We start from the raw sequence: 24,499 nt of genomic DNA, 5'->3' as shown, positions 1-24,499 counted from the left end.
CCAGTTGTCGACCGTACGGTGACAGCCGATCCCGCTGCCGCCAACTACCTCCCCAGGGTGGTGTGGCTCAGGTGTTGTTGGCGAGCGCGATCAGCCGGCTGCGGTCGCCGTTCCAGTAGTTCCGGTCGACGTTGCCGCTGATGCCGGCGACCCGGCCGGTGCTGGTGTACTGCCAGAAGCTCCAGAACGGCGCCCCGGGGGGCAGGGCGCCCGGCGAGCTCGCCCAGCGGGCGATCCAGAGCGGGTGGTTGCCCCACGGGCCGCTCCAACTGCCGGTGCACGTGTTCCAGAAGCTGGTGGTGGTGTAGATGACGGCGTACCGGCCGGTGCGCGCGCGGTAGGTGTTCAGGAAGTCCTGCACCCAGTTCCGCATCCCGGTCGTGCTCAGGCCGTAGCAGTACCCACCGCTGTACGGGTTCGCTTCGAGGTCCAGCGCGGCGGGCAGCGTGCGGCTGTCCGCCGACCAGGCGCCGCCGTTCGAGGCCAGGTAGTTCGCCTGCACCCCGCCGGAGGAGATGTTCGGCCGGGCGAAGTGGTAAGCCCCGCGGATCACCCCGGCGTTGTAGGCGGCGACGTAGTTGGTGTTGAACCGCGGGTCCTTGTAGCTCGTCCCCTCGGTGGCCTTGATGAAGGCGAACTGGATGCCCGCGTTGCGGACGCTGGTCCAGTTGATGGCCCCCTGGTAGTGGGAGACGTCGATGCCGGGAACGGTGGCCGCGGACGCGGGGGTGGCGGTCGCGACGAGGGCCGCGGCCGCGGTGGCGACCGTGGTGAGAGCGGCGGCGATCAGCCGGCGCAGCGGTGATCTGGTACGGGCCATGGATGCCTCCAAAGACGCCGATCGATTGACTGACATCATTGAAGACGGGTGCCGCCCGAGGCAACACATGTTGAGGAAAAGTTTCACCGCCGACGTCTGAACACCGGCCGGCGCCGCGCCGATTCAGCGCAACGTCGCGGGATCGATCTCCCATCGGAACGGCTCGGCGATGCTGAGCGTCTCGCCCGCCTTCGCGACCCGGTCCTCGACGTAGTGACCGCCGTCCAGCCGGTACAGCCGCAGCGAGTGGGTTTCGCCGTCCTGCTCGACCAGCAGGTACCAGGGGATGCGGGCGATCGCGTAGAGCTGCATCTTGACCAGCCGGTCCGCTGCGGCATTTCCCCGGGAGACGATCTCACCCACGAAGAACACCTGGTCGGCCTCGAGTACCGTCCCCTCGTCGTCCGCGTCTGTGACAACCAAGTCCGGTATGACGATCCGGTCGGTCCCCAGCCGGACATTGACGGCGTCGTAGACCGCGAGGCCGCACTCCTCAACTGCTGCTTCGATGCTGTTCGCCAGCCGACGCGCTACTCGTTGGTGGCGTCGGCTCGGGGCAGGGCTCACGATCAGGCTCCCGTCGAGCAGCTCGATCCGGTCATTCGTCTCGCCCATGGCGAAGTAGTCCGCCTCCGTCCAGAGGCCGACGTGGGGTTCCAGGGGGGCCGCGCTCATCTGCGTTCACCTCCTGACTCGCTCACCACCCGGTCAGTTTCACACCATACGGGCCGCCGGCCGCTGATCGACACGGGACGAGGGCGGTAGGCTCCCCGCCCATGGTGGCGATCGACGGCCTGACCGACCTGTGGGAGACGCTGCTCAGCGCGCAGCCGGACCCGCCCCCGCTGCTGGTGCTGCTCACCGGCCTCGTCGGGTTGGTGGTGGTCTCCACCCGGGTGCCCTGGCGGATCGGCCGCAACGCGATCACCATCGCCCACGAGGGTGGGCACGCCCTCGCCGCCCTGCTCACCGGCCGCCGGCTGCACGGCATCCGGCTGCACTCCGACACGTCGGGGCTCACCCTGTCCGCCGGCCGGCCCGCCGGCCCGGGCATGGTCCTGACCCTGCTCGCCGGCTACGTCGCCCCGCCGCTGGTCGGCCTTGCCGGCGCGTGGATCCTCGGCGGCAACCGGATCACGCTGCTGCTGTGGATCGCCGTGGTGCTGCTGCTCGCCATGCTGATCATGATCCGGAACGTCTTCGGTGTGCTGTCGCTCCTGGTCACCGGTGGGATCGTGCTCGCCGTCTCCTGGTACGCGAGTCCGCAGGTGCAGGCGGCGTTCGCGTACACCGGGGTGTGGTTCCTGCTGCTCGGCGGGATCCGCCCGGTGGTGGAGCTGCAACGGCTGCGCGCCCGGGGCCGGATGCCCGCCTCCGACGCCGACCAGCTCGCCGGCATCACCCCGTTCCCGCCGTTCTTCTGGGTCACGCTGTTCGCCCTGGTCAACCTGGTGGTCCTCGTCGCGGGTGCGCTGCTGCTCGCCGGCCCGATCCTCACCGAGGCCGGTCTGGCGCCCTGAGCCCCGCCGGGCCGCGCCCGGGCAGAATGGGGCCGTGCGTTACGTGATCATCGGTGCGGGGGCGGTCGGGGGAACCATCGGCGTGCAGCTCGGGGCGGCCGGGCGGGACGTGACTCTGGCCGCCCGTGGCGCGCACCTGGCGGCCGTCCGGGAACGGGGTCTGACGCTGCGCCGGCCGGGCGGGGAGACGACGTGGCACGGGCCGGCCTTCGACGGGCCGGGGGAGCGGCCGCTGCCGGCGGACACCGTCCTCGTCCTCACCGTGAAGTCGCAGGACACCGCGTCCGCGCTCGCCGCCTGGGCGGACGCGCCGGTCGCCGGCGGCGGGACGGCGGCCGAGCGCCTACCGCTGGTCACCGCGCAGAACGGGGTGGCCAACGAGCCCGCCGCGCTCCGGCTCTTCGCCGCCGTGCACGCCGTCTGCGTCTGGCTCCCCGCGACCCACCTCGAACCCGGCGTCGTCGTCGCCAACGGCCATCCGCACCCGGGGATGTTGCACCTCGGGCGGTACCCGTCCGGATCGGACGACACCGACCGGGCCGTGGCCGCCGACCTGACCGCGGCCGGCTTCGTCGCGCCGGTCCGCGACGACGTGATGCGGTGGAAGTACGGCAAACTCCTCGCCAACCTCGGCAACGGGCTCCAGGCGCTGCTCGGTGCGGACGTCCCGGACGACCTGTCGGACCGGGTACGCGCCGAGGGCGAGGCCGTGCTCGCGGCGGCGGGCATCCCGCACACCGACCGGGCGGAGGAGGTGGCCGAACGGGGCGACCTCGTCGGGCACCGGCCGGTCGGCGGCGAGCACCGGTCCGGCAGCTCCACCTGGCAGAGCCTCGCCCGGGGCGCCGGGTCCGCCGAGGCCGACCACCTCAACGGTGAGATCGTCCTGCTCGGCCGCCTGCACGGCGTGCCGACCCCGGCGAACGCGGCCGTGCAGCTCGGCATGCGGCGGGCGGTGCGGGAACGGATCCCGGCCGGCACGTTCCCGCGCGTGGACCTGGAGCGGCTGCTGGGCTGAGCGTGGCCGGTCAGCGGAGAAAGCGGGGGCTGCGTGGCAACCTGCAGGGCCCGCTGGTGCGTGTCCTCTGCGACCACCACGGGGAGGTGACGCCGGTGCCGGACGTCGACGGTTTCGACGACTTCTACCGCGGCAGCCGGCAGCGGCTGCTCGGTTTCGTCTACGTGTTGACCGGTGACGTCACCGAAGCCCAGGACGCCGTGCAGGAGGCCTACATCCGGGCGTGGCAGCGCTGGTCGACGGTGAGCGCGTACGACGATCCGGAGGCGTGGGTACGGGTGGTGGCCAGCCGGATCGCCGTCAGCCGGTGGCGCAGCCTGCGTAGCCGCGCCCGCGCGTACCTGCGGCACGGCGCGTCGGAGACCGTTCCCGGCCCGGGCATCGAGACGGTCGAGGTGGTCGAGGCGCTGCGCCGGCTGCCCGAGGCGCAGCGGATCGCGATCGCGCTGCACTACCTCGTTGGTCTGCCGGTCGCCGAGGTCGCCCGGCAGACCAACGCGCCCGTGGGCACGGTCAAGGCCCGGCTCTCGCGGGGACGCGCCGCGCTGGCCGGTCTGCTCGCCGTCGCTGACCTGGAGGAGGTGGCCGATGCGTGACGAGATGAGCTTCGTCGAGCGGGTGCAGCGCGACCTGAGCGACGTCCGCTGGCCGGAGCCCGCGGAGATCCGGGCGCGTGCCCGACGGCGCAACCGGCGTACCACTCTGGTGGCGGCCGTGCTCGTGGTGGCCACCACGTCGACCGTCGCCCTGCTGGCCGGTCGGTTGGTGCCCGCGCCGACCACCACCAGCGCGCTGGAGACGACTCCGACGCCGGTACGCAACGAGATCGCCTGGGAGACGCTGCTGCAACCGGGGGATCTGGGCGTCGAGACCGACCCGCCACTGACTCAGGCCGAGATCGGGGCCCCGGTCCGGGTCGCCGACCTGTTGCTCGTCTGCCACGAGTCGCAGGGCCGAACGGCGGCCTGGGAGACGTCCCGGTACTCCCGATCCCAGACGCTCCTCCGGCAACGGCCGCCCGGCTTCGACCACCCCCCGAGCGATGTGCTGCTCAGCCAGGACGTGTACCGGTTGGCGCCGGAGGCGGCCGGACGGTTCTTCCAGAGCGTGGGAACCCTGATCGCGCCGTGCGTCGCGTGGCGGTCGGTCGGTCCGACGCAGTGGGGAAGTCGGGTCGTCCAGGCCGAGGCCATCCACAGCTGGGAGGCGGTGGAGCGTGACTTCACCGGTGACGAGTCACTGCTCCTGCGGCACACCGTCACCCGCGCGCGGAACCTCGAGACGGGCGAGTTCGCCGGTGCCGCGCCGAAGCCCACGACGGTTGCGGTGGTCCGGGTGGGTGACCTGGTCACGGTGCTCAGCCAGGGCCGCGACGGCACGGAGCCGGATCTGCGTCGCCTCGCCACGCTTGCCGCCCGGCGTCTGTGTGTCGCCGCCAACCCGCCCTGCTGACAACCCCGCTGACGACCTGCGGACGACCCGAGCAACTTCGGGAAAAGTGGCCTCCCAGTGCGGGGAGGGGACTCTTTCCCCGAAGTTGCGCGGATCTTGCGCCGAACGTGCGGCACGCCGGCTACAGCGGGATGTTGCCGTGCTTCTTCGGGGGGAGGGTCTCGCGCTTGGTGCGCAGCACCCGCAGGGCGCGGACGATCTGCGCCCGGGTCTCGTGCGGCGGGATGACCGAGTCGACGTACCCGCGCTCCGCCGCGATGTACGGGTTGGCGAGCGTGTCCTCGTACTCGGTGATCAGCTCGGCGCGCAGCGCCGCCTGGTCCTCGGCGGCGGCCAGTTCCTGCCGGTAGAGGATGTTCACCGCGCCCTGGGCGCCCATCACCGCGATCTGGGCGGTCGGCCACGCGAAGTTCAGGTCCGCGCCGAGGTGCTTGGAGCCCATCACGTCGTACGCCCCGCCGTAGGCCTTGCGGGTGATGACGGTGACCTTCGGGACGGTCGCCTCGGCGTACGCGTAGATGAGCTTCGCGCCGCGGCGGATGATGCCGTCCCACTCCTGGCCGGTGCCGGGGAGGAAGCCGGGAACGTCCACGAAGGTCAGCACCGGGATGTTGAACGCGTCGCAGGTGCGGACGAACCGGGCGGCCTTCTCGGACGCGGCGATGTCCAGCGTCCCGGCGAAGTGCATGGGCTGGTTGGCGACCACGCCGACCGGGCGCCCCTCGACGCGGCCGTAGCCGATGATGAGGTTCTGCGCGTACAGCGGCTGCACCTCGAGGAACTCGCCGTCGTCGAGGACGTGCTCGATGACGCGGTGCATGTCGTACGGCTGGTTGGCCGAGTCCGGGATCAGGGTGTCCAGCTCCCGGTCCTCGTCGGAGATGTCGAGGTCGACGGGGGCGTCGTAGACCACCGGCTCGTCGAGGTTGTTCGACGGCAGGTACGACAGCAGCGCCTTCACGTACTCGATCGCGTCCTCCTCGTCGGTGGCGAGGTAGTGCGCGTTGCCGCTGCGCGAGTTGTGGGTGCGGGCGCCGCCCAGCTCCTCCATCGCCACGTCCTCGCCGGTGACCGTCTTGATGACGTCCGGGCCGGTGATGAACATGTGGGAGGTCTGGTCGACCATCACCGTGAAGTCGGTGACCGCCGGGGAGTAGACCGCGCCGCCGGCGCACGGGCCCATGATGAGCGAGATCTGCGGGATGACGCCGCTCGCCCGGACGTTGCGGAAGAAGATCTCGCCGTAGAGGCCGAGCGAGGCGACGCCCTCCTGGATCCGGGCGCCGCCGGAGTCGTTGATGCCGATGACGGGGCAGCCGATCTTCATGGCCAGGTCCATCAGCTTGACGATCTTCTCGCCGAAGACCTCGCCGAGTGAGCCGCCGAAGACCGTGAAGTCCTGCGCGAAGACGCACACCTGGCGGCCGTCGATGGTGCCGTAGCCGGTGATCACGCCGTCGCCGTACGGGCGGCTCTTCTCCAGCCCGAAGTTGGTCGACCGGTGTCGGGCCAGCTCGTCCAGCTCGACGAAGGAGCCCTCGTCGAGCAGCATCTCGATCCGCTCGCGCGCGGTCTTCTTGCCCCTCGCGTGCTGCTTCTCCACGGCGCGCGCCGACCCGGCGTGCACCGCCTCGTCGACCCGACGCTCCAGGTCCGCCAGCTTGCCCGCGGTGCTGTGGATGTTGATCCCGGTCTCGGTAGTCACCCAGGGAATATAACGATGGTTCAGGCGGATGCCGCTGTGCAGTACACCTCACTACCCTCCGTCCGCGCGGCCCGTAGGCTGGCGGGATGCCGGGCTCCCCGTACACCGATCTGGACCGCCCGCCGTTGTCGGCGGCGCGGCTGCGGCGGGCGCTGGTCGCGCCGCACGGCCCGTGGGCCCGGCTGGAGTTGCGCGCGGAGACCGCCTCGACCAACGCCGACGTCGCGGAGGCGGCCCGCACCGGCGAGCCGGAGGGCCTCGTGGTGGTCGCGGAGCGGCAGACCGCCGGCCGCGGGCGGCGGGGCCGCGCCTGGCAGTCGCCGGCCCGGGCGGGCATCGCGACGAGCGTCCTGCTCCGGCCGGGCGAGGCCGCCGCCGACCGCGGCTGGCCGCCGGCGCCTTCGTCGGCGTACGGATGGCTGCCCCTGCTCGCCGGCGTCGCGCTGGTCGAGGCGGTGGCCCGGCTGGCCGAGCTGGAGGCCACCCTGAAGTGGCCGAACGACCTGCTCCTCGGCGACGCGAAGTGCGCCGGGATCCTCGCCGAGACGGTGACCGGAGCGACCCCGGCGGCGCCGCCGGCGGTCGTGCTCGGCATCGGCCTGAACGTCACTCTCCGCGCCGACGAGCTGCCGGAGAACCCGACCGGCCTGCCGGCCACCTCGCTGCAACTGGCCGGTGCCGCCGCCACCGACCGGGATCCGCTGCTGCGCGCCCTGCTCCGCTCGCTCGCCGACTGGTACGGCCGCTGGCGTGCCGCCGGCGGCAGCGCCGTCGAGAGCGGCCTGCACGCCGCCTACCTCGACGCGTGCGCCACGGTCGGCCGCCAGGTGCGGGTCCTGCTCCCCGGCGGTGGCGAACTGACCGGCACCGCAACCGGCGTCGACCCCGACGGCCACCTCGTGGTGACCGCACCCGACGGCGACCACCGCCTGACGGCAGGCGACGTCCTCCACCTCCGCTGACGCGGCGTCCGCGCGGCTGATCCCCCGGCGGCGTCCGAGCGGTTAGCGTCTGCGCGTCCCGTTCTGGTCATGGAGGTGTCTGTGGCGTTTCCCGAGGACGTGCTCACCGAGGACGAGCACGTCGTGCTGCACCTGCACCCGCATTGGAAGGCCCTGGTCCGGCCGGTGGCGGTGGTGGTGCTCGCCGTCGCCGCGCTGCTGGCGGCCCTGATTCTGCTGCCGTCGGGCGGAGGCGGAACCGCGGCGCTGGCCGTGATCGGCGGGCTGGCGCTGCTGGCGGTGCTCTGGTTCGCGTTCTGGCCGTTCCTGGTCTGGCGCACCACCCACTACCTGTTCACGAACGAGCGCGTGCTCATCCAGCAGGGTGTGCTCTCCCGGGACCGCCGGGACATCCCCCTGACCCGGGTGAACGACCACGCGATGAACCAGCGGTTCAGCGAGCGCCTGTTCGGTTGCGGCACTCTCACCATCGAGTCGGCGGGCGAGCGCGGCCAGTCGGTGCTGCACGACGTGCCGCAGGTCGAGCGGGTCCAGACCACGCTGTACGAGCTGGTGGAGGCGCACCACGACAAGCACTCCCTGGGCGACGCCGAGATGCGCGACATGCTCGCCGACGTCCAGGACGGCAAGCCGCTCCGCGAACCGAGCTGACGGCGACGCGAAACGGCCGCGTCACCCGACGGGGTGACGCGGCCGTCGTCGCGGTCAGGGTTGGCGGCTCCGGCGGGTGCTCGCCTGGAGTTCGGCGGCGAGCTCCGCCTCCAGCTCCCGGTCGAGGCTGAGCCCGACGTCCTGCGGGATTCCCCGGCCCTGGAGCGGGGTCCCGGCCGCCCGCCGGGTGCCCGGTGGCGGCTCGGCCTCCTCCAGTTCGGAGACGGACTCCGCCAGCTCGGCCACCGGGTCCATCTCGGCCATCGTGTCCCACTCGTCCCGGGGGATGGTGTGCCAGGTGTCCGCCGCGTGCGCGGGAGCAGGTTGGAAGACGAACGTCCGGTACGACCAGAAGCGGAAGAGCGTGGCGAGCCCGACGCCGCAGGTCTTGGCGACGTTCAGCGCGAGGAGGCTGGTCACTCCGAAGCCGTACTTGGCGGCGGCCAGCACGCCCAGTTCGATCAGCAGGCCGACGCCGTTGAAAAGGAAGAACAGGGCGTATTCGCGACGCATCGCCGATTTCGGGCGGTCACGGTACGTCCAGTGACGATTCATCAGATATGACGTGATCGTGGCTACGATGGTCGCGATGACCGTCGCCTTCAACTGGCCGTCCCGAAAAACGGTGAGTGCCAGGGCATTGAACACCGCGTAATTGATGACGGTGTTGACGCCCCCGACGACGCCGAATTTGAGCGCCTCGCGGACGAACTTCTGCCAGCGCTCAGGCAGGAGACGGACAAGACGCATGCGGAACACCTTAGAAGAGTTGACAGGGCCGGAACGTCCCGGCCGGGCGGGATGGGCGCCAGGTCACGCCGCGTGTCGGTCGTGCGTCACTTCCCGAACGGACGGGGTTCCCGCTTCCGGGAAGACGAACCGCCGGTAGGACCAGAAGCGGAAGAGCGTCCCGAGCCCGGTCCCGACGATGTAGCCGGAGATGTTGTCGGCCAGCGGCGTCCGGAAGATCTCCGGCCAGACGCTGCCCAGCCCGTAGCGGCTGATCGCCATGCAGGACACCGCGATCGCCAGCCCCACGCCGTTGAAGAGGAAGAAGAGCGCGTACTCGCGGGCCGGGTTGGAGCGCTGGCGGTGCCGCCAGGTCCAGAAGCGGTTGCCGAGGAAGGCGACGGTCGCGGCGATGACGGTGGAGATGACCCGCGCGGTCACCGGCTCGACGCCCAGGGCCAGCGTGAGGTAGTTGAAGATGGTGAGGTCGACCAGGAAGGCGACCCCACCCACGGTGGCGAACTTGCTCAGCTCCTGGACGAGGTGACCGAACCGGTCGAGCAGGGAGCGGAACAGACCCGGGTCGGTCTGTCGGGAGCCCGGCCCCCCGATCATTGTCGCGGCCACTCCGCGAGCCTACCGGCTGTGGACCCGCCGTACTGGTAGCAACGGCGAGCAGGGTGGCTGGCGGCGACGGCGATGAGCGGAGCGTAACCGGCCCGGTGCCGGCGCGGTGGTCGTTCCGCGAACCCCGGTGGCGACCCTCGGCATCGGACGGCGGTTGGTCTCCGTCGGGCCCTCGTTCCGAGGTTCCCCGCAGGATTTGCGTGAAACTGCGCGTGAAAGCGGGTATCAGCTCGTGATGCCGCAGCGTGGCCGTACCTTGTGCAGTTCTTCACAACCAGTCCCACTGACTGGCGACGCAACCCGGTTTACGCTGAGGCCAATCCCAGGTTTCCACGAAGGGCGACGCATAGCGCCGTCAAGACTCGTGCATCCCATAGACCGGTCAGCGTCGACCACAAGGAGATGTGTCATGGTTGCTCCGGCCACTGTTCGGGGTATCGATCAGGCCCCGACGTCCCACCCCAAACTGCTCGCCTGGGTCCGTGAGGTCGCGGAACTGACCACCCCCGACCGGGTCGTCTGGGTTGACGGGTCCGACGAGGAGTGGCGTCGTCTCACCGACGAGCTCGTCGACGCCGGCACCCTGATCCGGCTCAACCCGGAGAAGAAGCCCAACTCGTTCTACGCGCGTACCGACCCGACGGACGTCGCCCGGGTCGAGGAGCGCACCTTCATCTGCTCCGTCGACGAGGCGGACGCCGGCCCCACCAACAACTGGATGGCGCCGGCGGAGATGAAGCGGACGATGACGCAGCTGTACCGCGGCTGCATGCGCGGGCGCACCATGTACGTCATCCCGTTCTGCATGGGCCCGGTCGAGGCCGAGAGCCCCATGTTCGGCGTCGAGATCACCGACAGCCCGTACGTGGTGGCCTCGATGCGGATCATGACCCGGATGGGGTCGAAGATCCTGGAGGCCATGGGCGACGACGCCGACTTCGTGCACGCGCTGCACTCGATCGGCGCCCCGCTCGCGCCCGGCCAGCAGGACGTGGCGTGGCCGTGCAACGAGACGAAGTACATCTCCCACTTCCCGGAGACCCGGGAGATCTGGTCCTTCGGCTCCGGCTACGGCGGCAACTCGCTGCTCGGCAAGAAGTGCTACTCGCTGCGGATCGCCAGCGTGATGGGCCGCGACGAGGGCTGGCTCGCCGAGCACATGCTGATCCTCAAGATCACGTCGCCGGAGGGCAAGGTCTACCACATCGCCGGCGCCTTCCCGTCGGCGTGCGGCAAGACCAACCTCGCCATGCTTGAGCCGACCATCCCGGGCTGGAAGGTCGAGACCATCGGTGACGACATCGCCTGGATGCGGTTCGGCCCGGACGGTCGCCTCTACGCGATCAACCCGGAGTACGGCCTGTTCGGCGTCGCGCCCGGCACCGACTGGAAGACCAACGCCAACGCGATGCGGACGCTGGAGCGGGGCAACTCCGTCTTCACCAACGTGGCCCTGACCGACGACGGGGACATCTGGTGGGAGGGCATGGGGGAGCCCCCGGCGCACCTGATCGACTGGAAGGGCAACGACTGGACGCCGGAGAGCGACAGCCTCTCCTCCCACGCGAACAGCCGGTTCTGCACCCCGATCACCCAGTGCCCCATCCTCGCCGAGGACTACTACGACCCGAACGGCGTGCCGATCGACGCGATCCTGTTCGGCGGCCGCCGCCGGGACACCGTCCCGCTGGTCACCGAGGCGCGCGACTGGGTGCACGGCGTCTACATGGGCGCGACGCTCTCCTCGGAGACCACGGCCGCCGCGTCCGGCGCGGTCGGCGTCGTCCGCCGCGACCCGATGGCCATGCTGCCGTTCATCGGCTACCACGCCGGTGACTACTTCCGGCACTGGATCGAGATGGGCAAGGGCGCCGACGGCGACGAGTCGAAGCTGCCCAAGATCTACTACGTCAACTGGTTCCGCAAGGACCCGGAGGGCAACTTCCTCTGGCCCGGGTTCGGCGAGAACTCGCGCGTGCTCAAGTGGATCGTCGAGCGGATCGAGGGTGGCGCCGAGGCCGTCGAGACCCCGATCGGGATGGTTCCGGCGCAGGACGCGCTGGACGTCGAGGGCCTGGACATGACCCCGGAGGACGTCCGGATCGCCCTGAAGGTCGACCCCGACGAGTGGCGCGACGAGCTGCCGCTGGTCACCGAGTGGTTCGAGAAGTTCGGTGACAAGCTGCCCGGTGTGCTCTGGGCCGAGCTGGACGCGCTGCGCGCCCGCCTTGACGCGGAACAACCGCAGAAGTAGGTGTGATCCCCGCGCCCGCGGGGCACCACCGGATCCCATGAGGACGGCCGCCGAGACCACCGAGGTCCGGCGGCCGTCCGCCGTTCGGGCGCTCACCACCCTGCTCGCCGTGACGGCGGCGGCGACCGTCGTGGTCGAGCTGCTCAATTTCTGGTACGCCCCGGAGCAGGGCTTCGGTCTCGCCGTCCGGACCGGGTGGGCGCTGCTGCGGTCGCTCGGCTTCCTGCTGCTCACGACGCTCTGCGCGGCGGTCGTGTGGCTGCTGTACCGCTCGCCGGCGCTGGCCGGGCACCTGGTGCGACACCGGCCCCGGCTGGTCGTCGACCGCCGTGGCGTCCGCCTGCGGGAGATCCCGCCGCGCCGGCCGGAGGTCAGCGGCTGGCTGCTCACCGGACGGGTGGCCGCGTTCACCTACAGCCCGCTCATGCTCGTCCCCGCCCTGGTCGCGTGCGGTGCGGTGCTCGACGGCCGGTTGGCGGCGGTGCCCGCCGTGCTGCTCTGGTTCGCCGCGGGGATCCTCACCAGCTACGCGGTGCTGTTCTGCACCGCCTTCCTGCTGCGCGGCAAGCACTGGGCCCGCACGCTGCTCGTCGTGGTCACGTTCGCCGTCCTCGCCGTCGACCTGCCGTTGTGCTGGTGGCTGCTGGGCGCCGACGGACTGGTCCGGGACGGGGGCCCGCTGGTCGCCGCCGCTGCCCTGACCCTGTACGCCCTCCACCGCGCCACCCGGGCCGAACACTCCGGCATGCGCGCCTCCTGACCGACCGGCCCGCGACATCGGCGGAGCGCTCGCTCTCGGGGCCGGCCGGTCGCCGCTGGCACCGATCCGGCTGTCGACCGTCGCTGGGGGCGGATGTGCACATCCGGTCCTTTGGAGCTGATGTCGTGGACGGATCACTGCCATGAGGCGTGCCGGTGTGGGCGCTTCGGTGGGCGCGGTGGCGTGATGTCGTGAACGAGTCACCTCCAAAGGCGGCCCCCGGTGTCCTGCCGGCCGAAGGGTTCGGGTGGCCGGTGCGGTGCGGCATCGACGGTGGTGCCGTGCGTCGGGGCAGGATGGCGGTGGGGAGCCGGGCACGGAAGGGGCGCCGTGGACGACGAGTTCGACGTGGACGACGAGTTCGACGTGGTGGTGGTCGGGGCGGGACCGGCCGGGGCGGCCGCTGCCCTCGCGGCGCGGCGTGCGGGAGCGCACGTGCTCCTGGTGGACAGGTCCGACTTCCCGCGGGACAAGCCCTGCGGCGACGGTATCGCCGCCCACGCGCTCGACGTGCTCGCCGAGTTGGGCGTGCCGGACGCCGTGGCCGGGTACGCGCCGCTGCCCGCGCTGCGCCTGGTCGGTCCGGGAGGCGGATCGGTGGCGCGGGCGCTGCCCCGGCCGGCGTACACCGTGCCCCGGACGGTCTTCGACGCCCGGCTGGTCGCTGCGGCGGTCGCGGCGGGCGCCCGGCTGCGCCGGCACGCGGTCCGCCGGGTCGAGGTTCGCGCCGACCGGGTGGTGCTCGACGGACGGATCGCCGGGCGTGCCGTGGTGGGCGCGGACGGCGCCGGCTCCGTCGTCCGCCGCGCCCTCGGGCACCGCCCGAACCCGGACCGCCACCTGGCCTTGGCCCTGCGGGGCTACGCGCCCGCGCTGCCCGGCCCGCCCGAACAGCTCATCGTCACGTCGGCGCCGCGCTGGCCGGCGTACGCCTGGTCGTTCCCGATCGGCGACGGGCGCGCGAACGTCGGGTACGGGGAGGTGCTGCGGGGCGAGCCGCTGACCCGTGCCCACCTCGTCGAGCGGCTCGGCGCGCTGCTGCCCGGCACGGACCCGGCCGCGGTGACCGACCTGCGTGCCCACCATCTGCCGCTGTCCACCCGTCGACCCACGCCGGGGCGGGGGCGGGTGGTGCTGGCCGGGGACGCGCTCTCGCTGATCAACCCGTTCACCGGGGAGGGGATCTTCTACGCCCTGCTGTCCGGGGCGCTGGCGGGTGCGGCGGCCGTCGGCGCCCCGGAGCACGCGGCCCGGCGGTACACCGAGGCGCTGCGCCGCCGGCTCGGCGTACACCTGCGGCACAGCTCGGTGGCGGCCTGGCTGGCCCGGCGGAGCCCCGTCGTGGACGCGGCGGTCCGGGCGGCCACCCGGGACGACCGCGTCTACCGGACGGTGGTCGAGCTGGGGCTCGGTGACGGCCGCCTGGACGCCCGCACGCTCGGCCTGATCGGCCGCGGCCTCGTGACGCCGGAACGGCATCCCGTCCCCTGATCCGTCGCTCCGGTCGCTACCCTGGCAGGTGATGACTCTGCGGGATCTTGTCTATTCGGTGTACGAGCGCCGGCTCACGGCCAAGCTCGCGGGCAAGCCGGTGCCCCGGCACGTCGGCGTCATGTGCGACGGCAACCGCAGGTGGGCCAAGGAGATGGGCTTCGTCGACCCGAACGACGGCCACCGGGTCGGCGCCGAGCGCATCAAGGAGCTGCTGCGCTGGTGCGACGCGGCCGGCGTCGGGCACGTGACGCTGTGGCTGCTCTCCACCGACAACCTCTCCCGGCCGGCCGCCCAGCTGGATCCGCTGCTCCAGATCATCGAGGACCTGACGACCGAGCTGGCCGAGGAGGGCAACCCCTGGCGGCTGCGCATGGTCGGCGCTCTCGACGTGCTGCCGGCGCACCACGCGGCGGCGCTCAAGGCGGCCGAGGAGCGCACCCGGGAGCGCACCGGCGGCGCGCAGGTCAACATCGCGGTCGGGTACGGCGGCCGGCGGGAGATCGCCGACGCGGTGCGCTCGCTGCTCCACGAGCACGCGAAGGCCGGCACCAGCATCGAGCAGCTGGCCGAGGCGCTCGACGTCGAGCACATCGCCGAGCACCTCTACACCCGGGGCCTGCCCGACCCGGATCTGATCATCCGGACCAGCGGCGAGCAGCGCCTCTCGGGCTTCATGCTCTGGCAGTCCGTGCACTCGGAGTTCTACTTCTGCGAGCTCAACTGGCCGGATTTCCGCCGCGTCGACTTCCTCCGCGCGCTCCGCTCGTACGCCAACCGTCAGCGGCGCTTCGGCGCCTGAGCCCGGGCCCGGCGCCCGCCGGACGTTCGCGCGGCGGGACGTCAGGTGATCCGGCGGACGGCGTCGGTGAGGAAGTCGCCGAGGGCGGCGGGGGAGTCGATCGTCAGGTCGGCGGCGTCGGCGACCTCCTGACCGGTCTCCGGGTTCGCCACGGCGACGCAGACCCCGAAGAAGTGCGGGTCGGCGGCGGCGCGGGCGCGCAGCGCCGCGAAGGCCTTGATGTCCGAGACGTCGTCGCCGAAGTACCAGGCGCCCTCCGCGTCCCGGACCAGCTCGTCGATGACCATGCCCTTGTCGCGGTCGACCGGAGGTTTCAGCTCGAGGACCATCCGACCGGCCTGGACCCGCAGGCCGAGCTGCTCGGCCCGGGCGCGGCCCCACTCCTCCACCGTCGCCCCGAGCTGCGGGGCGGTACGCCAGTGCAGCGCCACCGAGAGCCGCTTGTACTCCACCAGCGCACCGGCGGGCAACTCGGCACGGGCCTGGTCGGCGACGTCCGCCATGGTGGGCACCCAGGGCAGCGCGGCCGGCTCGGTCACCGTCTCGCCGCCGGAGTGGCTGTGCTCCAACCCGTACAGGCCGTAGAGGTCGACTCCGGCGAGCCCGCCGAGGTGGTCACGGAGGAACTCGACCGGGCGCGCGGAGACGATCGCCACCCGGCGTACGACGGGGGCGAGCGCCTCGATGGCGGCCAGCACCTTCGGCGCCGGCTGGACGGCGGTCGGGTCGTCGTCGACCGGCGCGAGCGTGCCGTCGAAGTCGAAGAAGAGGACTGTTCCGGCCGCCCGGGCGGCGGTTGTGCGCCAGGCCAGGTCGGCGTTCAACGGGGTCTTCGGCTGCTGCTTGCCCAGATTCAACGGCGGCACGCGCGTCAGCGTACCCCGGGTGTGGCGGCTCATTCCCGGCCGTGACGTACCCCTCCGCCCGGCCTCACGGTGGGCGGCCGCGTGGGGCCGGCGGATGCGCGGGTCAGCGTTCGGCGGCTCCCCGTCCCCGGCGTCCGAACGGCACGACGGCCGCCTCCTGGCTGTGGCTGAGCAGGTACCCCTCCACGAACCCGGTGTTCCGGTCACCGGTGCTGGTCTCGATCTCGTTGAGCCGGGCCACCAGGAACTCGGTCAGCGCGCTGACCCGGTCGTTGAGCCGGTCGTGCAGTTCGGCCACGACGGCCAGGACGACCGCGGTGCCGGTGGCGGTGAGCGTGAGGAGGTTGACGAGCAGGGGAAGCTGCCCGCCGTTCACCGCAAGGATCACCGCGTTCCCGGTCAGGCACAGTGTCAGCGACACGGTGGCGACCATGACTGCCAACCACTTCAGGGTCATGGACAGACCCCTCCTTCTGTCCCGCAGGGCTGGATTCGGCCTTGTCCCGTCCCCCCGCCGACGACGAGCCCAAGCAGTACGAATACGGACGCTAGCGCGCCGAATCCGGCCCCGGAGCGAAACGAATGAGTCTGACCAGCCGTTCTTTCGCCATCTGAGGAACTACCCGGCCTGTTTACCTCGTTTTCGGACGTCGACCGGGAGAGTCGGGCGATATGCGAGGTACCGGATGGTCTCCCGGATGTGGAACTTCTCCGCATCCGACACGGTGGGGTCGACCAGCCGGCGCAGCAGCGCCTCCACGTCGGGATCCATCGGCGGCGGTGCCGGGGCGGTCCGCGGGGTGGCCCGCCGGTCCCAGCCCAGCGCGGCGAACGCGGTGGCCGGGTTGAGGCCCAGGCCCTCGCAGAAGGCCACGACGCGTTCGGCCTCCGGGTCGCTGGCCCAGTCGCCCCGGACCCACCGGTTGATCGTCTGGCGGGAGACGCCGGTGCGTCGGGAGACCTCGGTCCCGCTCCACGCTCGGGTGGCACGTGCCTCGTCGAGGGCGCGGCGGACGAAGGTGGCGAAGGCGATCTTCCGTGCGTTGGCGGTCTCGGTCACCCGGTGACCGTACGACCAGCCGGTCGTCGCCGCCTCGCCCGGCACGCGCTTGTCACGCGAACGTGACGGCATGTTCGGATTCCCGGTAAACGATCCGGGTGCGCTTCTGAGGGGTGTCACCTGGGCAGAATAGATAACCGTAGGTGCGGGGGTAATCAGACGAAAAGCTGATACTGTCACGTCCATGGGACAACCTACCGTGTGTCACGTGCAGGAGACGATGAGTGCTCACATGCGTGACATCTCCGGCACGAGGGGGACACGGTGACCGAACTCGCCACCCGTGCGCAGGCCTTCGGTCTGATCGCCGACGGTGTCGCCGCCGGCCTGACCGCGCCCTGGCGCCTCTACCTGGCCCGGGGCTGCCGCTACCTCTCCCTCAGTGTCGGCGACCGTGCAGAGTGGAACGCCTGGCGTACCCACCTCGGCTGCCCCGAACTCAGCGTCCGGGTCTACGACGCCGGCGGCGAGATCCGCCGCGCGTCGGTGGCGGAGGTCGTGCTGGACGGGTGCCGGATCAGCGTCGAGCTGGTGGAGGAGGTCAGCACCGACGACCTCGACCGGCTGCTGGTCGTCGATCCCACCCCGGCCGAGCCGGAGGAGCGATGAGCACACAGGTACGGCACGCCGGAGCGGCCGGATGAGTCCGTTCCTCGCCGTCTTCCTCGTCCTCGTCCTCGCGGCCACCAGTTATGCCGCGGGCCGCCTGCACGGTCAGCTGAGCTACCGGATCGGCTACCGGTTCGGATACCGGCAGGGCTACTTCGACGGTGACCGGGGTGCCTGGAACCGGCGCCGGCGGGACGCCCAGGCGGCCATCGCCTCCGCGCTCGCCGGGCCGCCGCCGGCCGACAACGCCGCCCGGACCCGGGTCGCCGGCACGGTGGTCCGCCCCGGCACCACGTACACCGGCTCGTCGTTCACCACGCCGGCCGCGCCGGTCACCGGGCGACACCCGACCGGCACGCTGGTACGACGGGCCACCTGAGCCCGGCCGGCGGGGACCCGAGACCCGCCGGCCGGTACGTGAGGGCACGGTGCGTCGTCCGCGGCGGACACGCACCGTCGGGGTCAGGTCAGACCGGTGACGCTGACCCCACCGGCCGGGATGCGCGCAGGGGGCATGCATCCCGGCCGGTTCCGCCGCGTGGCCGGCGCTACCCGCCCCGGTCCGGCTCGGCGCGTCGGCGGCCCTCAAGTGCCGATCCTGTTCACCCCCCGGTCGGTGGAAGATCCACGTGGCCCTCTAGCCGGGACGGTCCGGCGCCGCTAGCGTCTAGGCATGGCGCGGGGTTGTCCCGGGCCAGCCGGCAAGCCCGGATCTGCGACCTCGCGCACGGGGCCCGCATCCGACCCCGTGTCCCCGGGCACCGGAGGAGGCGGAACGCGGGTGGCCGGGTGCCCATCCGCCGGAGCAGGCCTGTGACGACTCGCCGTACCACCGCCGGTGCCGACCAGACCCCGGCCGCGACTGCCACGACCCGCCGCGCCACCCGGAGCCGCCGCCCCGCGGCCGTCCCGGCCGGCAACGAGGAGCCCCGACCATCCGGCCAGGCGTTCGTCCTGGACACCTCGGTGCTGCTCTCCGACCCGGCGGCGTTCCACCGGTTCGCCGAGCACGAGGTGGTGCTTCCGCTGGTGGTCATCTCCGAACTGGAAGGCAAGCGACACCACCCGGAGCTGGGCTGGTTCGCGCGCCAGTCGCTGCGACTGCTGGACGAGCTGCGCGTGCGGCATGGCCGGCTGGACCGGCCGGTGCCGGCCAACGACCACGGCGGCACGCTGCGCGTCGAGCTGAACCACAGCGACGACGGGGTACTACCTCCGGGCTTCCGCACCGAGTCCAACGACGCCCGCATCCTCTCCGTGGCGTTGAACCTCGCCGCCGAGGGACGTGCGGTCACGCTGGTCAGCAAGGACATGCCCCTGCGCGTCAAGGCGGCGTCGGTGGGCCTGCGGGCCGACGAGTACCGGCACGGCCAGGCCAGCGACCCCACCTGGACGGGGATGTCCGAGCTGGAGCTGACCGAGGACCAGATCAGCCGCCTGTACGCGGGTGAGTCGCTGGACGTGGACGAGGCGGCCGGGCTGCCCTGTCACACCGGTCTGGTGCTGCACTCGACCCGGGGCTCGGCGCTCGGCCGGGTGCTGCCCGACAAGACCGTCCGGCTGGTCCGGGGGGACCGTGAGGCGTTCGGCCTGCACGGCCGCTCCGCGGAGCAGCGCATCGCGCTCGACCTGCTGCTGGACGACTCGGTGGGCATCGTGTCGCTCGGCGGCCGGGCCGGCACCGGCAAGTCCGCCCTGGCGCTCTGCGCCGGCCTGGAGGCGGTGATGGAGCGCCGCCGGCACAAGAAGGTGGTCGTGTTCCGCCCGCTGTACGCCGTCGGCGGGCAGGAGCTCGGCTACCTGCCGGGTTCGGAGTCGGAGAAGATGTCGCCGTGGGCGCAGGCGGTGTTCGACACCCTCGGCGCCGTGGTCCACGAGAACGTCCTCGACGAGGTCACCTCCCGCGGGCTGCTGGAGGTGCTGCCGTTGACCCACATTCGGGGGCGCAGCCTGCACGACGCCTTCGTCATCGTGGACGAGGCGCAGTCGCTGGAGCGGGGCGTGCTGTTGACGGTGCTGTCCCGCATCGGCCAGGGTTCCCGTGTCGTGCTGACCCACGACGTGGCCCAGCGGGACAACCTTCGGGTCGGACGGCACGACGGGGTGACCGCGGTGATCGAGGCGCTGAAGGGCCATCCGCTCTTCGCGCATGTCACGCTCAGCCGATCGGAGCGGTCGCCGATCGCCGCCATGGTGACGGATCTTCTGGAGGACAACCCGCTCTGACGTCCGATTTTGGTATCTTTGTCCATATAATTTCTGTGGCACAAGTCACAATCGGGCGTCGTGGTTTCCCATCAGCCTCACTGTGCGCGATGGTGTCCCACGAGCGCTCGCGCACCACGAAGATCGTCGGTGATCGTTCGCCCGCTCCGGCGGGACGACGTCGACGATCCCGGGGTGGGTCGACCGCGACCGTTGGGTCGGGGCGCTCGCGGCGCGGATCCCCGCCCATCCGTGGTGCGGTACGCGTCGTGTCCATGCACCCGACGAAGGGACCACTTCGTGAGTCGGCTGTGGAGCCGGTTGGGCGCCCGTACGGCCGCTGTCGCGCTGCTCTCCGTGGGCGTCGCCGGTGGCTTCTACCTGGGCGGCGACCGGGATCAGGGCCAGAGCGCGCAGGTCGGCGTCGCGGTCGAACAGGCCGCGCTGCAGCAGGCCCGCCAGGTGCACTCCGCGAAGGAGCGGACCACCGAGTACCAGGAGAAGCTGCGGGCGGCCGCGGCCGCCGAGGCGGTCGCCGAGCGGAAGCGCCGGGCGGAGGCCGCCGCGGCGTCGCGGAAGAAGGCCCGCGAGGCCGCCGCCAAGGCCGCCGCCGAGACGAAGGCCGCCGAGAGTAAGCCGTACGACGGACCGATCCCGTCCTCCTGCGAGGAGTTCAGCGGAAACCGGAAGATCGGTTGCGCGTTGATGATCGACGCGGGCTTCGGGATCGACCAGTTTCCCTGCCTGAACAAGCTCTGGGACAAGGAGAGCGGCTGGAACCACAAGGCCCGCAACTCCTCGTCCGGGGCGTACGGGATCCCGCAGGCGCTGCCCGGCAGCAAGATGGGCTCGGTGGCGGACGACTGGCAGACCAACCCGGCCACCCAGATCAAGTGGGGCCTCGGATACATCAAGGGCCGGTACGACACCCCGTGCGGGGCGTGGGCCCACTCCCAGGACGTGGGCTGGTACTGAACCGGTCATCGGTGGCGGGGTGTGGTCGACCACACCCCGCCACCGGTGTTTCCGCCGTCGGACACCCGCTCGGGTGGCGGCTGTGGCCGTCACCTGATAGCTGTTGACAGGTGACCCTCCTCCCGGGAAGCGGCGACCCCCACCGGTTCGGCACCGAGGCGTTCTACGCCGCGCTCGGCCGGGCCTTCGTCGCCATGTGCGCGGTGGTGCCGTTCCTGTTCCTCATCGAGGCCGTCGACCAGGGCCTGGCGTTCGGGCTCGACCCGGCGGCCGGCATCATCCCGAAGCGGATCGACGGCCTCGACGGGGTCTTCTTCTCACCGTTCCTGCACCACGGCTTCGACCACCTCTACAGCAACAGCATCCCGCTGATCCTGCTCGGCACCTTCGTGCTCGCCGCCGGCGCCCGCCGCTTCCTCTGGTCCACACTGATCATCGTGCTGGTGAGCGGCCTCGGCGTCTGGTTCACCGGCTCGTCCAACTCGGTGGTGGTCGGCGCGAGCGGCGTCATCTTCGGCTACCTCGGCATCCTGCTCACCCGTGGCATCGTCGAGCGGAGCTGGTGGAACTTCGCGGTCTTCCTCCTCGTCGGCCTGCTCTACGGCTGGCAGCTCGTCGGCATCCTCCCCACCGACGAGCGCATCTCCTGGCAGGGCCACCTCTTCGGGCTGCTCGGCGGGATCGTCGCCGCGATCATTTTCCGGCGGCGCCGGCCGGACCTCGGTCCGTACCACTCCGAGTCGACGCTCACCCTGCCCTGAGCTGCGGCGACGCGACGCGCCGCCGCACCTGGGACACTCTTGCCTGACCGTCGCGCCGCCTCTACCGTCGAGAGATCAGCACCCGTTGATCCGTGAGCGGAAAGCGACGGTACGTCCATGCGCGAGGTCGATGTCGCGGTGATCGGAGCCGGGCCCGCCGGCCTCTTCGCGGCGTACTACGCCGGGTTCCGGGGGCTCTCGGTCGCGGTGATCGACGCGCTGCCGGAGCCCGGCGGCCAGATCACCGCGATGTACCCGGAGAAGCTGATCCTCGACGTCGCCGGGTTCCCCGCTGTCAAGGGGCGGGACCTGGTGGCCAACCTGGTCGCCCAGGCCGCCCCCTTCGAGCCGCGCTACCTGCTCGGCACCCGGGCGGAGAAGCTCTCGTACGCCGACGGCCGGCCGGTGCTCGGTCTCGCCGGGGGCGAGCAACTGGCCTGCGGAGCCGTCCTCATCACCGGTGGCCTGGGCAGCTTCACGCCCCGGCCGCTGCCGGTCGCGGAGCACTTCGTCGGCGGCGGGATCGTCTACTTCGTACCGCAGCCGGCCGACCTCGCCGACCGGGACGTCCTCATCGTCGGCGGGGGCGACTCCGCCTTCGACTGGGCACTGACGCTTCAGCCGCTGGCCCGCTCGGTGACCCTCGTCCACCGCCGGGAGAAGTTCCGGGCGCACGCCGCCACCGTCGCCCGCGTGCTCGGCATGCCGGTTCGGGTGATCGTCAACGCCGAGGTGACGAAGCTGCACGGGGACGGCACGGTGACCGGCGCCGAGATCACCGTCCGGGGCGGCGCGGCGGAGGTGCTGCCGGTCGACACCGTCGTCGCGGCGCTGGGTTTCACCGCCGACCTCGGGCCGCTGGCCGAGTGGGGGCTCCGCTTGGACCGCCGGCACGTCGTGGTCGACAGCACGATGGCCACCAACCTGCCCCGGGTGTTCGCCGCCGGCGACATCACCGAGTACCCGGGCAAGGTCCGGCTGATCGCCACCGGCTTCGGAGAGGCCGCCACGGCGGTGAACAACGCGGCCGTGGTGATCGACCCGAGCGCCCACCTCTTCCCCGGGCACTCCTCCGACGGCACCTGATCTTCGCCCGGTCGTGGCCGGAATGAGACCCGTCACTGCAGCGGGAGGCGCTGGCCGGCCGGTACCCGGAGCCCGGGGACGTCGACCGGCACTTCTCCTCGCCGGAACTGGTCGTGTTCGGCGCCGACGGCGGCCACGGCGTCCTCGTCGCCAACGGCCGGGACGGGTTCGCGTTCCGGCACCCGGACGGCCGGTGGGAGCGGGTGGGTTCGCTCCACGTCGACTGGGAGAACGACACCGCCGAATGGGCGGCCCGGCTGGCCGATCCGGCGCGGCCCCACGCGGCGGACCCGTCGCACGCGGCCGGGCAGGCCTGACGGACTCGACCGGACGGGGCTCAGGCCGGCAGGCCGATCAGGTCGGCCATCAGGGCGATCTGGTGGTCGAAGTACTCGTCGCGGTGGGGCAGGGCGCGGTTGATCCGACCGAACAGTTCGAAACTGATCAGCCCGAAGAGCTGCGTCCACCCGGCCATCCCCCGGGCGAGCAGCGCCTCCGGCATTCCCGGGAAGTACGCCGCCGCGATCTCGGCCAGGTCGGCACGGACCGGCTCGGGCAGCTCGTCGGTCGGCGGCGGGGTGAGCTGACCGGCGGCCAGGCCGTCCCGCAGGATGCCGACCAGCGTCAGCGGAGGGCGCTGCGCGGGCTCGATGGTGTCGTCGGGCGCCGAGTAGCCGGGGACCGGGCTGCCGTAGAGCAGCGCGTACTCGGCCGGGTGGGCGAGCGCCCAGCCCCGGGCCGCCCGGCACACCCCGTGCCAGCGGCCGCGCAGGTCGGTCGGGTCGGCGGCGGCGTCCGCCGCCTCGACCGCGTCGCCGAGCGCGTCGTACGCCTCGAGGATGAGCGCGGTGAGCAGGTCGTCGCGGCTCGGGAAGTAACGGTAGATCGCGGACGAGACCATGCCGAGGTCCCGGGCGACCGCGCGCAGCGACAGGTTGGCCCCGTCGGTGGCCAGGTGGCGGCGGGCCACGGACTTGATCTCCTCGATCATCCCGGCGCGCACCCGGGCCCGGAAGGTGTTTGCGGCCATGGGCCCACTCTGCCACGAGTGAGAGCGCCAGTCAAAACCGAGAGCACTGCTCTTGACGGAGTCGTGCGGGTCCGGCATGCTGGACACGCCGCCGAGAGCAGTGCTCTCGGATTGGATCCCCGATTCGAAAGGTGACCTCTGATGTCGCTCCACGTGATCGTCGGCGCCGGACCCGTCGGCACCGCCACCGCCCGCCTGCTCGCCGAGCGCGGCGAGCGGGTGCGGGTGGTGAGCCGCCGGGGCGCCGGCCCCGACCACCCGGCCGTCGAGCGGGTCGCCGCCGACGCCACCGACGCCGACCGCCTCACCGCCCTGACGACGGGCGCCGCCGCCCTGTACAACTGCGCCAACCCCGCGTACCACCGGTGGCCGGTCGACTGGCCGCCGCTCGCCGCCGCCCTGCTCAACGCCGCCGAGCGCAACGGCGTCGTGCTCGCCACAGTCGGCAACCTCTACGGGTACGGACCGGTCGACGCGCCGATGACCGAGGCCACCCCGCTCGCGGCGACCGGCACCAAGGGGCGGGTCCGCAACCGCATGTGGGCCGACGCGCTGGCCGCCCACCAGGCGGGCAAGGTCCGGGTGACCGAGGTCCGCGGCTCCGACTACCTCGGCGCCGGCACCACATCCCTCACCACGATGGTGCTGCCGGCCGTGCTCGCCGGCCGCCGGGTGATCGTCCCGGCCGACGTCGACGCCCCGCACACGTTCACGTACGTGGGCGACGTGGCCCGCACCGTGGTCGCCGCCGCCACAAGCGAGCGGGCCTGGGGGCGGGCGTGGCACGTGCCGAGCCCGCCCGCGGTGACCGTACGCGACCTGGCCACCCGCGCCGCGACCCTGGCCGGCGTACCCGCACCGAGAATGACCCGCCTGCCGTACGCGGCGGTCTGGCTGGGCGGACTGGTCAACCCGTTCGCCCGGGAACTGCGGGAGACGGCGTACCAGTTCGACCGCCCGTACCTGATGGACTCGACGGCCGCCGAGCGGGCGCTCGGGATCGCGCCGACCCCGCTCGACGAGGCGCTCGCCGAGACGATCGGTGCGCTGCGGGCGGGCGCCGCCAAGCGTTAGGAAGGGACCCTTTTACTACACGAGGCGTTAATAAGGGGCCCT

At 72.0% G+C, this 24,499-nt stretch carries 27 protein-coding genes; 18 read left to right on the top strand and 9 right to left on the bottom strand.

The annotated features are described in order from the left end of the window. Positions 1-67 precede the first annotated feature (67 nt). Positions 68-820 (bottom strand): GH25 family lysozyme, encoded by a 753-nt coding sequence (locus tag AB0873_RS14425; RefSeq protein ID WP_366600153.1) that lies wholly within the window; start codon positions 818-820, stop codon positions 68-70. Between the two features lie 123 nt (positions 821-943). Then, on the bottom strand, positions 944-1,495 hold the full coding sequence (locus tag AB0873_RS14420; protein ID WP_366600152.1) for a Uma2 family endonuclease: 552 nt from the start codon (positions 1,493-1,495) through the stop codon (positions 944-946). Between the two features lie 101 nt (positions 1,496-1,596). Between AB0873_RS14420 and AB0873_RS14415 the strand changes: the two genes are divergently transcribed. From AB0873_RS14415 to AB0873_RS14400, 4 genes are all read left to right on the top strand, one after another. Further along, positions 1,597-2,340 (top strand): M50 family metallopeptidase, encoded by a 744-nt coding sequence (locus AB0873_RS14415; RefSeq protein WP_366600151.1) that lies wholly within the window; start codon positions 1,597-1,599, stop codon positions 2,338-2,340. Between the two features lie 34 nt (positions 2,341-2,374). After that, complete coding sequence (locus AB0873_RS14410; RefSeq protein ID WP_366600150.1) at positions 2,375-3,358, top strand: 2-dehydropantoate 2-reductase N-terminal domain-containing protein; 984 nt, start codon at positions 2,375-2,377, stop codon at positions 3,356-3,358. 95 nt (positions 3,359-3,453) lie between these two features. Then, positions 3,454-3,954 (top strand): SigE family RNA polymerase sigma factor, encoded by a 501-nt coding sequence (locus AB0873_RS14405; protein WP_366600149.1) that lies wholly within the window; start codon positions 3,454-3,456, stop codon positions 3,952-3,954. Further along, positions 3,947-4,810 carry a hypothetical protein gene (locus AB0873_RS14400; RefSeq protein WP_366600147.1) on the top strand — a complete coding sequence of 288 codons (864 nt, stop codon included), beginning with the start codon at positions 3,947-3,949 and terminating at the stop codon, positions 4,808-4,810. The genes AB0873_RS14405 and AB0873_RS14400 overlap by 8 nt, the downstream gene beginning before the upstream one ends. A gap of 121 nt (positions 4,811-4,931) precedes the next feature. Here the strand turns inward: AB0873_RS14400 and AB0873_RS14395 are convergent, their stop codons facing one another. Next, positions 4,932-6,515, bottom strand: a complete 1,584-nt coding sequence (locus tag AB0873_RS14395) for an acyl-CoA carboxylase subunit beta (protein WP_366600145.1) — start codon at positions 6,513-6,515, stop codon at positions 4,932-4,934. Between the two features lie 86 nt (positions 6,516-6,601). On the opposite strand from AB0873_RS14395, the gene AB0873_RS14390 reads away from it, so the two are divergent. Continuing rightward, positions 6,602-7,477: a biotin--[acetyl-CoA-carboxylase] ligase gene (locus tag AB0873_RS14390; protein ID WP_366600144.1), complete on the top strand. Its 876-nt coding sequence runs from the start codon at positions 6,602-6,604 to the stop codon at positions 7,475-7,477. 81 nt (positions 7,478-7,558) lie between these two features. Continuing rightward, positions 7,559-8,128: a PH domain-containing protein gene (locus tag AB0873_RS14385; protein WP_366600178.1), complete on the top strand. Its 570-nt coding sequence runs from the start codon at positions 7,559-7,561 to the stop codon at positions 8,126-8,128. A 54-nt stretch (positions 8,129-8,182) separates the two neighbouring features. Here AB0873_RS14385 and AB0873_RS14380 read toward each other — a convergent pair whose 3' ends face one another. Next, a complete protein-coding gene (locus AB0873_RS14380; RefSeq protein WP_366600143.1) occupies positions 8,183-8,878 on the bottom strand; it encodes a GtrA family protein in 696 nt (231 codons plus the stop codon). A gap of 63 nt (positions 8,879-8,941) precedes the next feature. Beyond that, a complete protein-coding gene (locus AB0873_RS14375; RefSeq protein ID WP_230688861.1) occupies positions 8,942-9,484 on the bottom strand; it encodes a GtrA family protein in 543 nt (180 codons plus the stop codon). A 409-nt stretch (positions 9,485-9,893) separates the two neighbouring features. On the opposite strand from AB0873_RS14375, the gene AB0873_RS14370 reads away from it, so the two are divergent. From AB0873_RS14370 to AB0873_RS14355, 4 genes are all read left to right on the top strand, one after another. Continuing rightward, positions 9,894-11,738 (top strand): phosphoenolpyruvate carboxykinase (GTP), encoded by a 1,845-nt coding sequence (locus AB0873_RS14370; protein WP_155328878.1) that lies wholly within the window; start codon positions 9,894-9,896, stop codon positions 11,736-11,738. Between the two features lie 37 nt (positions 11,739-11,775). Then, on the top strand, positions 11,776-12,498 hold the full coding sequence (locus AB0873_RS14365) for a hypothetical protein (protein ID WP_366600142.1): 723 nt from the start codon (positions 11,776-11,778) through the stop codon (positions 12,496-12,498). Between the two features lie 330 nt (positions 12,499-12,828). Continuing rightward, positions 12,829-13,989, top strand: a complete 1,161-nt coding sequence (locus AB0873_RS14360; protein ID WP_366600141.1) for a geranylgeranyl reductase family protein — start codon at positions 12,829-12,831, stop codon at positions 13,987-13,989. Positions 13,990-14,020: 31 nt separating this feature from the next. Next, positions 14,021-14,791, top strand: coding sequence for an isoprenyl transferase (locus AB0873_RS14355; RefSeq protein ID WP_155328875.1), 771 nt, complete (start codon positions 14,021-14,023; stop codon positions 14,789-14,791). 41 nt (positions 14,792-14,832) lie between these two features. On the opposite strand, the gene otsB is transcribed toward AB0873_RS14355, so the two are convergent. The 3 genes from otsB to AB0873_RS14340 all read right to left on the bottom strand — a co-directional run bounded on the left by otsB (position 14,833) and on the right by AB0873_RS14340 (position 16,717). Then, the gene (gene otsB / locus AB0873_RS14350; RefSeq protein ID WP_155328874.1) at positions 14,833-15,657 is read right to left on the bottom strand and encodes a trehalose-phosphatase; all 825 of its coding nucleotides are present in this window, start codon (positions 15,655-15,657) and stop codon (positions 14,833-14,835) included. A gap of 103 nt (positions 15,658-15,760) precedes the next feature. Then, entirely contained in the window at positions 15,761-16,114 is a 354-nt protein-coding gene (locus AB0873_RS14345; protein ID WP_155328873.1) for a hypothetical protein, read from the bottom strand. A 162-nt stretch (positions 16,115-16,276) separates the two neighbouring features. Next, positions 16,277-16,717, bottom strand: a complete 441-nt coding sequence (locus AB0873_RS14340; RefSeq protein ID WP_155328872.1) for a helix-turn-helix transcriptional regulator — start codon at positions 16,715-16,717, stop codon at positions 16,277-16,279. Positions 16,718-16,981: 264 nt separating this feature from the next. On the opposite strand from AB0873_RS14340, the gene AB0873_RS14335 reads away from it, so the two are divergent. The 7 genes from AB0873_RS14335 (at position 16,982) to AB0873_RS14305 (ending at position 22,670) form a co-directional block, all read left to right on the top strand. Continuing rightward, entirely contained in the window at positions 16,982-17,326 is a 345-nt protein-coding gene (locus tag AB0873_RS14335) for a hypothetical protein (protein WP_155328871.1), read from the top strand. Positions 17,327-17,357: 31 nt separating this feature from the next. Beyond that, positions 17,358-17,705, top strand: a complete 348-nt coding sequence (locus AB0873_RS14330) for a hypothetical protein (RefSeq protein ID WP_366600140.1) — start codon at positions 17,358-17,360, stop codon at positions 17,703-17,705. A gap of 434 nt (positions 17,706-18,139) precedes the next feature. Continuing rightward, the gene (locus tag AB0873_RS14325) at positions 18,140-19,552 is read left to right on the top strand and encodes a PhoH family protein (RefSeq protein ID WP_366600138.1); all 1,413 of its coding nucleotides are present in this window, start codon (positions 18,140-18,142) and stop codon (positions 19,550-19,552) included. Between the two features lie 279 nt (positions 19,553-19,831). Continuing rightward, on the top strand, positions 19,832-20,506 hold the full coding sequence (locus AB0873_RS14320) for a lytic transglycosylase domain-containing protein (RefSeq protein WP_366600137.1): 675 nt from the start codon (positions 19,832-19,834) through the stop codon (positions 20,504-20,506). 110 nt (positions 20,507-20,616) lie between these two features. After that, positions 20,617-21,267, top strand: a complete 651-nt coding sequence (locus tag AB0873_RS14315) for a rhomboid family intramembrane serine protease (RefSeq protein ID WP_155328867.1) — start codon at positions 20,617-20,619, stop codon at positions 21,265-21,267. Between the two features lie 117 nt (positions 21,268-21,384). Then, positions 21,385-22,353, top strand: a complete 969-nt coding sequence (locus AB0873_RS14310) for an NAD(P)/FAD-dependent oxidoreductase (RefSeq protein WP_366600136.1) — start codon at positions 21,385-21,387, stop codon at positions 22,351-22,353. Between the two features lie 113 nt (positions 22,354-22,466). Then, on the top strand, positions 22,467-22,670 hold the full coding sequence (locus AB0873_RS14305) for a hypothetical protein (protein WP_366600135.1): 204 nt from the start codon (positions 22,467-22,469) through the stop codon (positions 22,668-22,670). Positions 22,671-22,690: 20 nt separating this feature from the next. On the opposite strand, the gene AB0873_RS14300 is transcribed toward AB0873_RS14305, so the two are convergent. After that, positions 22,691-23,383 (bottom strand): TetR/AcrR family transcriptional regulator, encoded by a 693-nt coding sequence (locus AB0873_RS14300; protein WP_366600134.1) that lies wholly within the window; start codon positions 23,381-23,383, stop codon positions 22,691-22,693. Between the two features lie 141 nt (positions 23,384-23,524). On the opposite strand from AB0873_RS14300, the gene AB0873_RS14295 reads away from it, so the two are divergent. Further along, positions 23,525-24,457 carry an NAD-dependent epimerase/dehydratase family protein gene (locus tag AB0873_RS14295; protein WP_366600133.1) on the top strand — a complete coding sequence of 311 codons (933 nt, stop codon included), beginning with the start codon at positions 23,525-23,527 and terminating at the stop codon, positions 24,455-24,457. The last annotated feature ends 42 nt before the right edge of the window (positions 24,458-24,499 follow it).

Origin of the sequence: Micromonospora sp. NPDC047707, from assembly GCF_040704235.1 — a bacterium.
GTDB lineage: Bacteria > Actinomycetota > Actinomycetes > Mycobacteriales > Micromonosporaceae > Micromonospora.
Note: the sequence above shows the minus strand (reverse complement) of the source record. Positions and strands in the feature narration are given on the sequence as shown.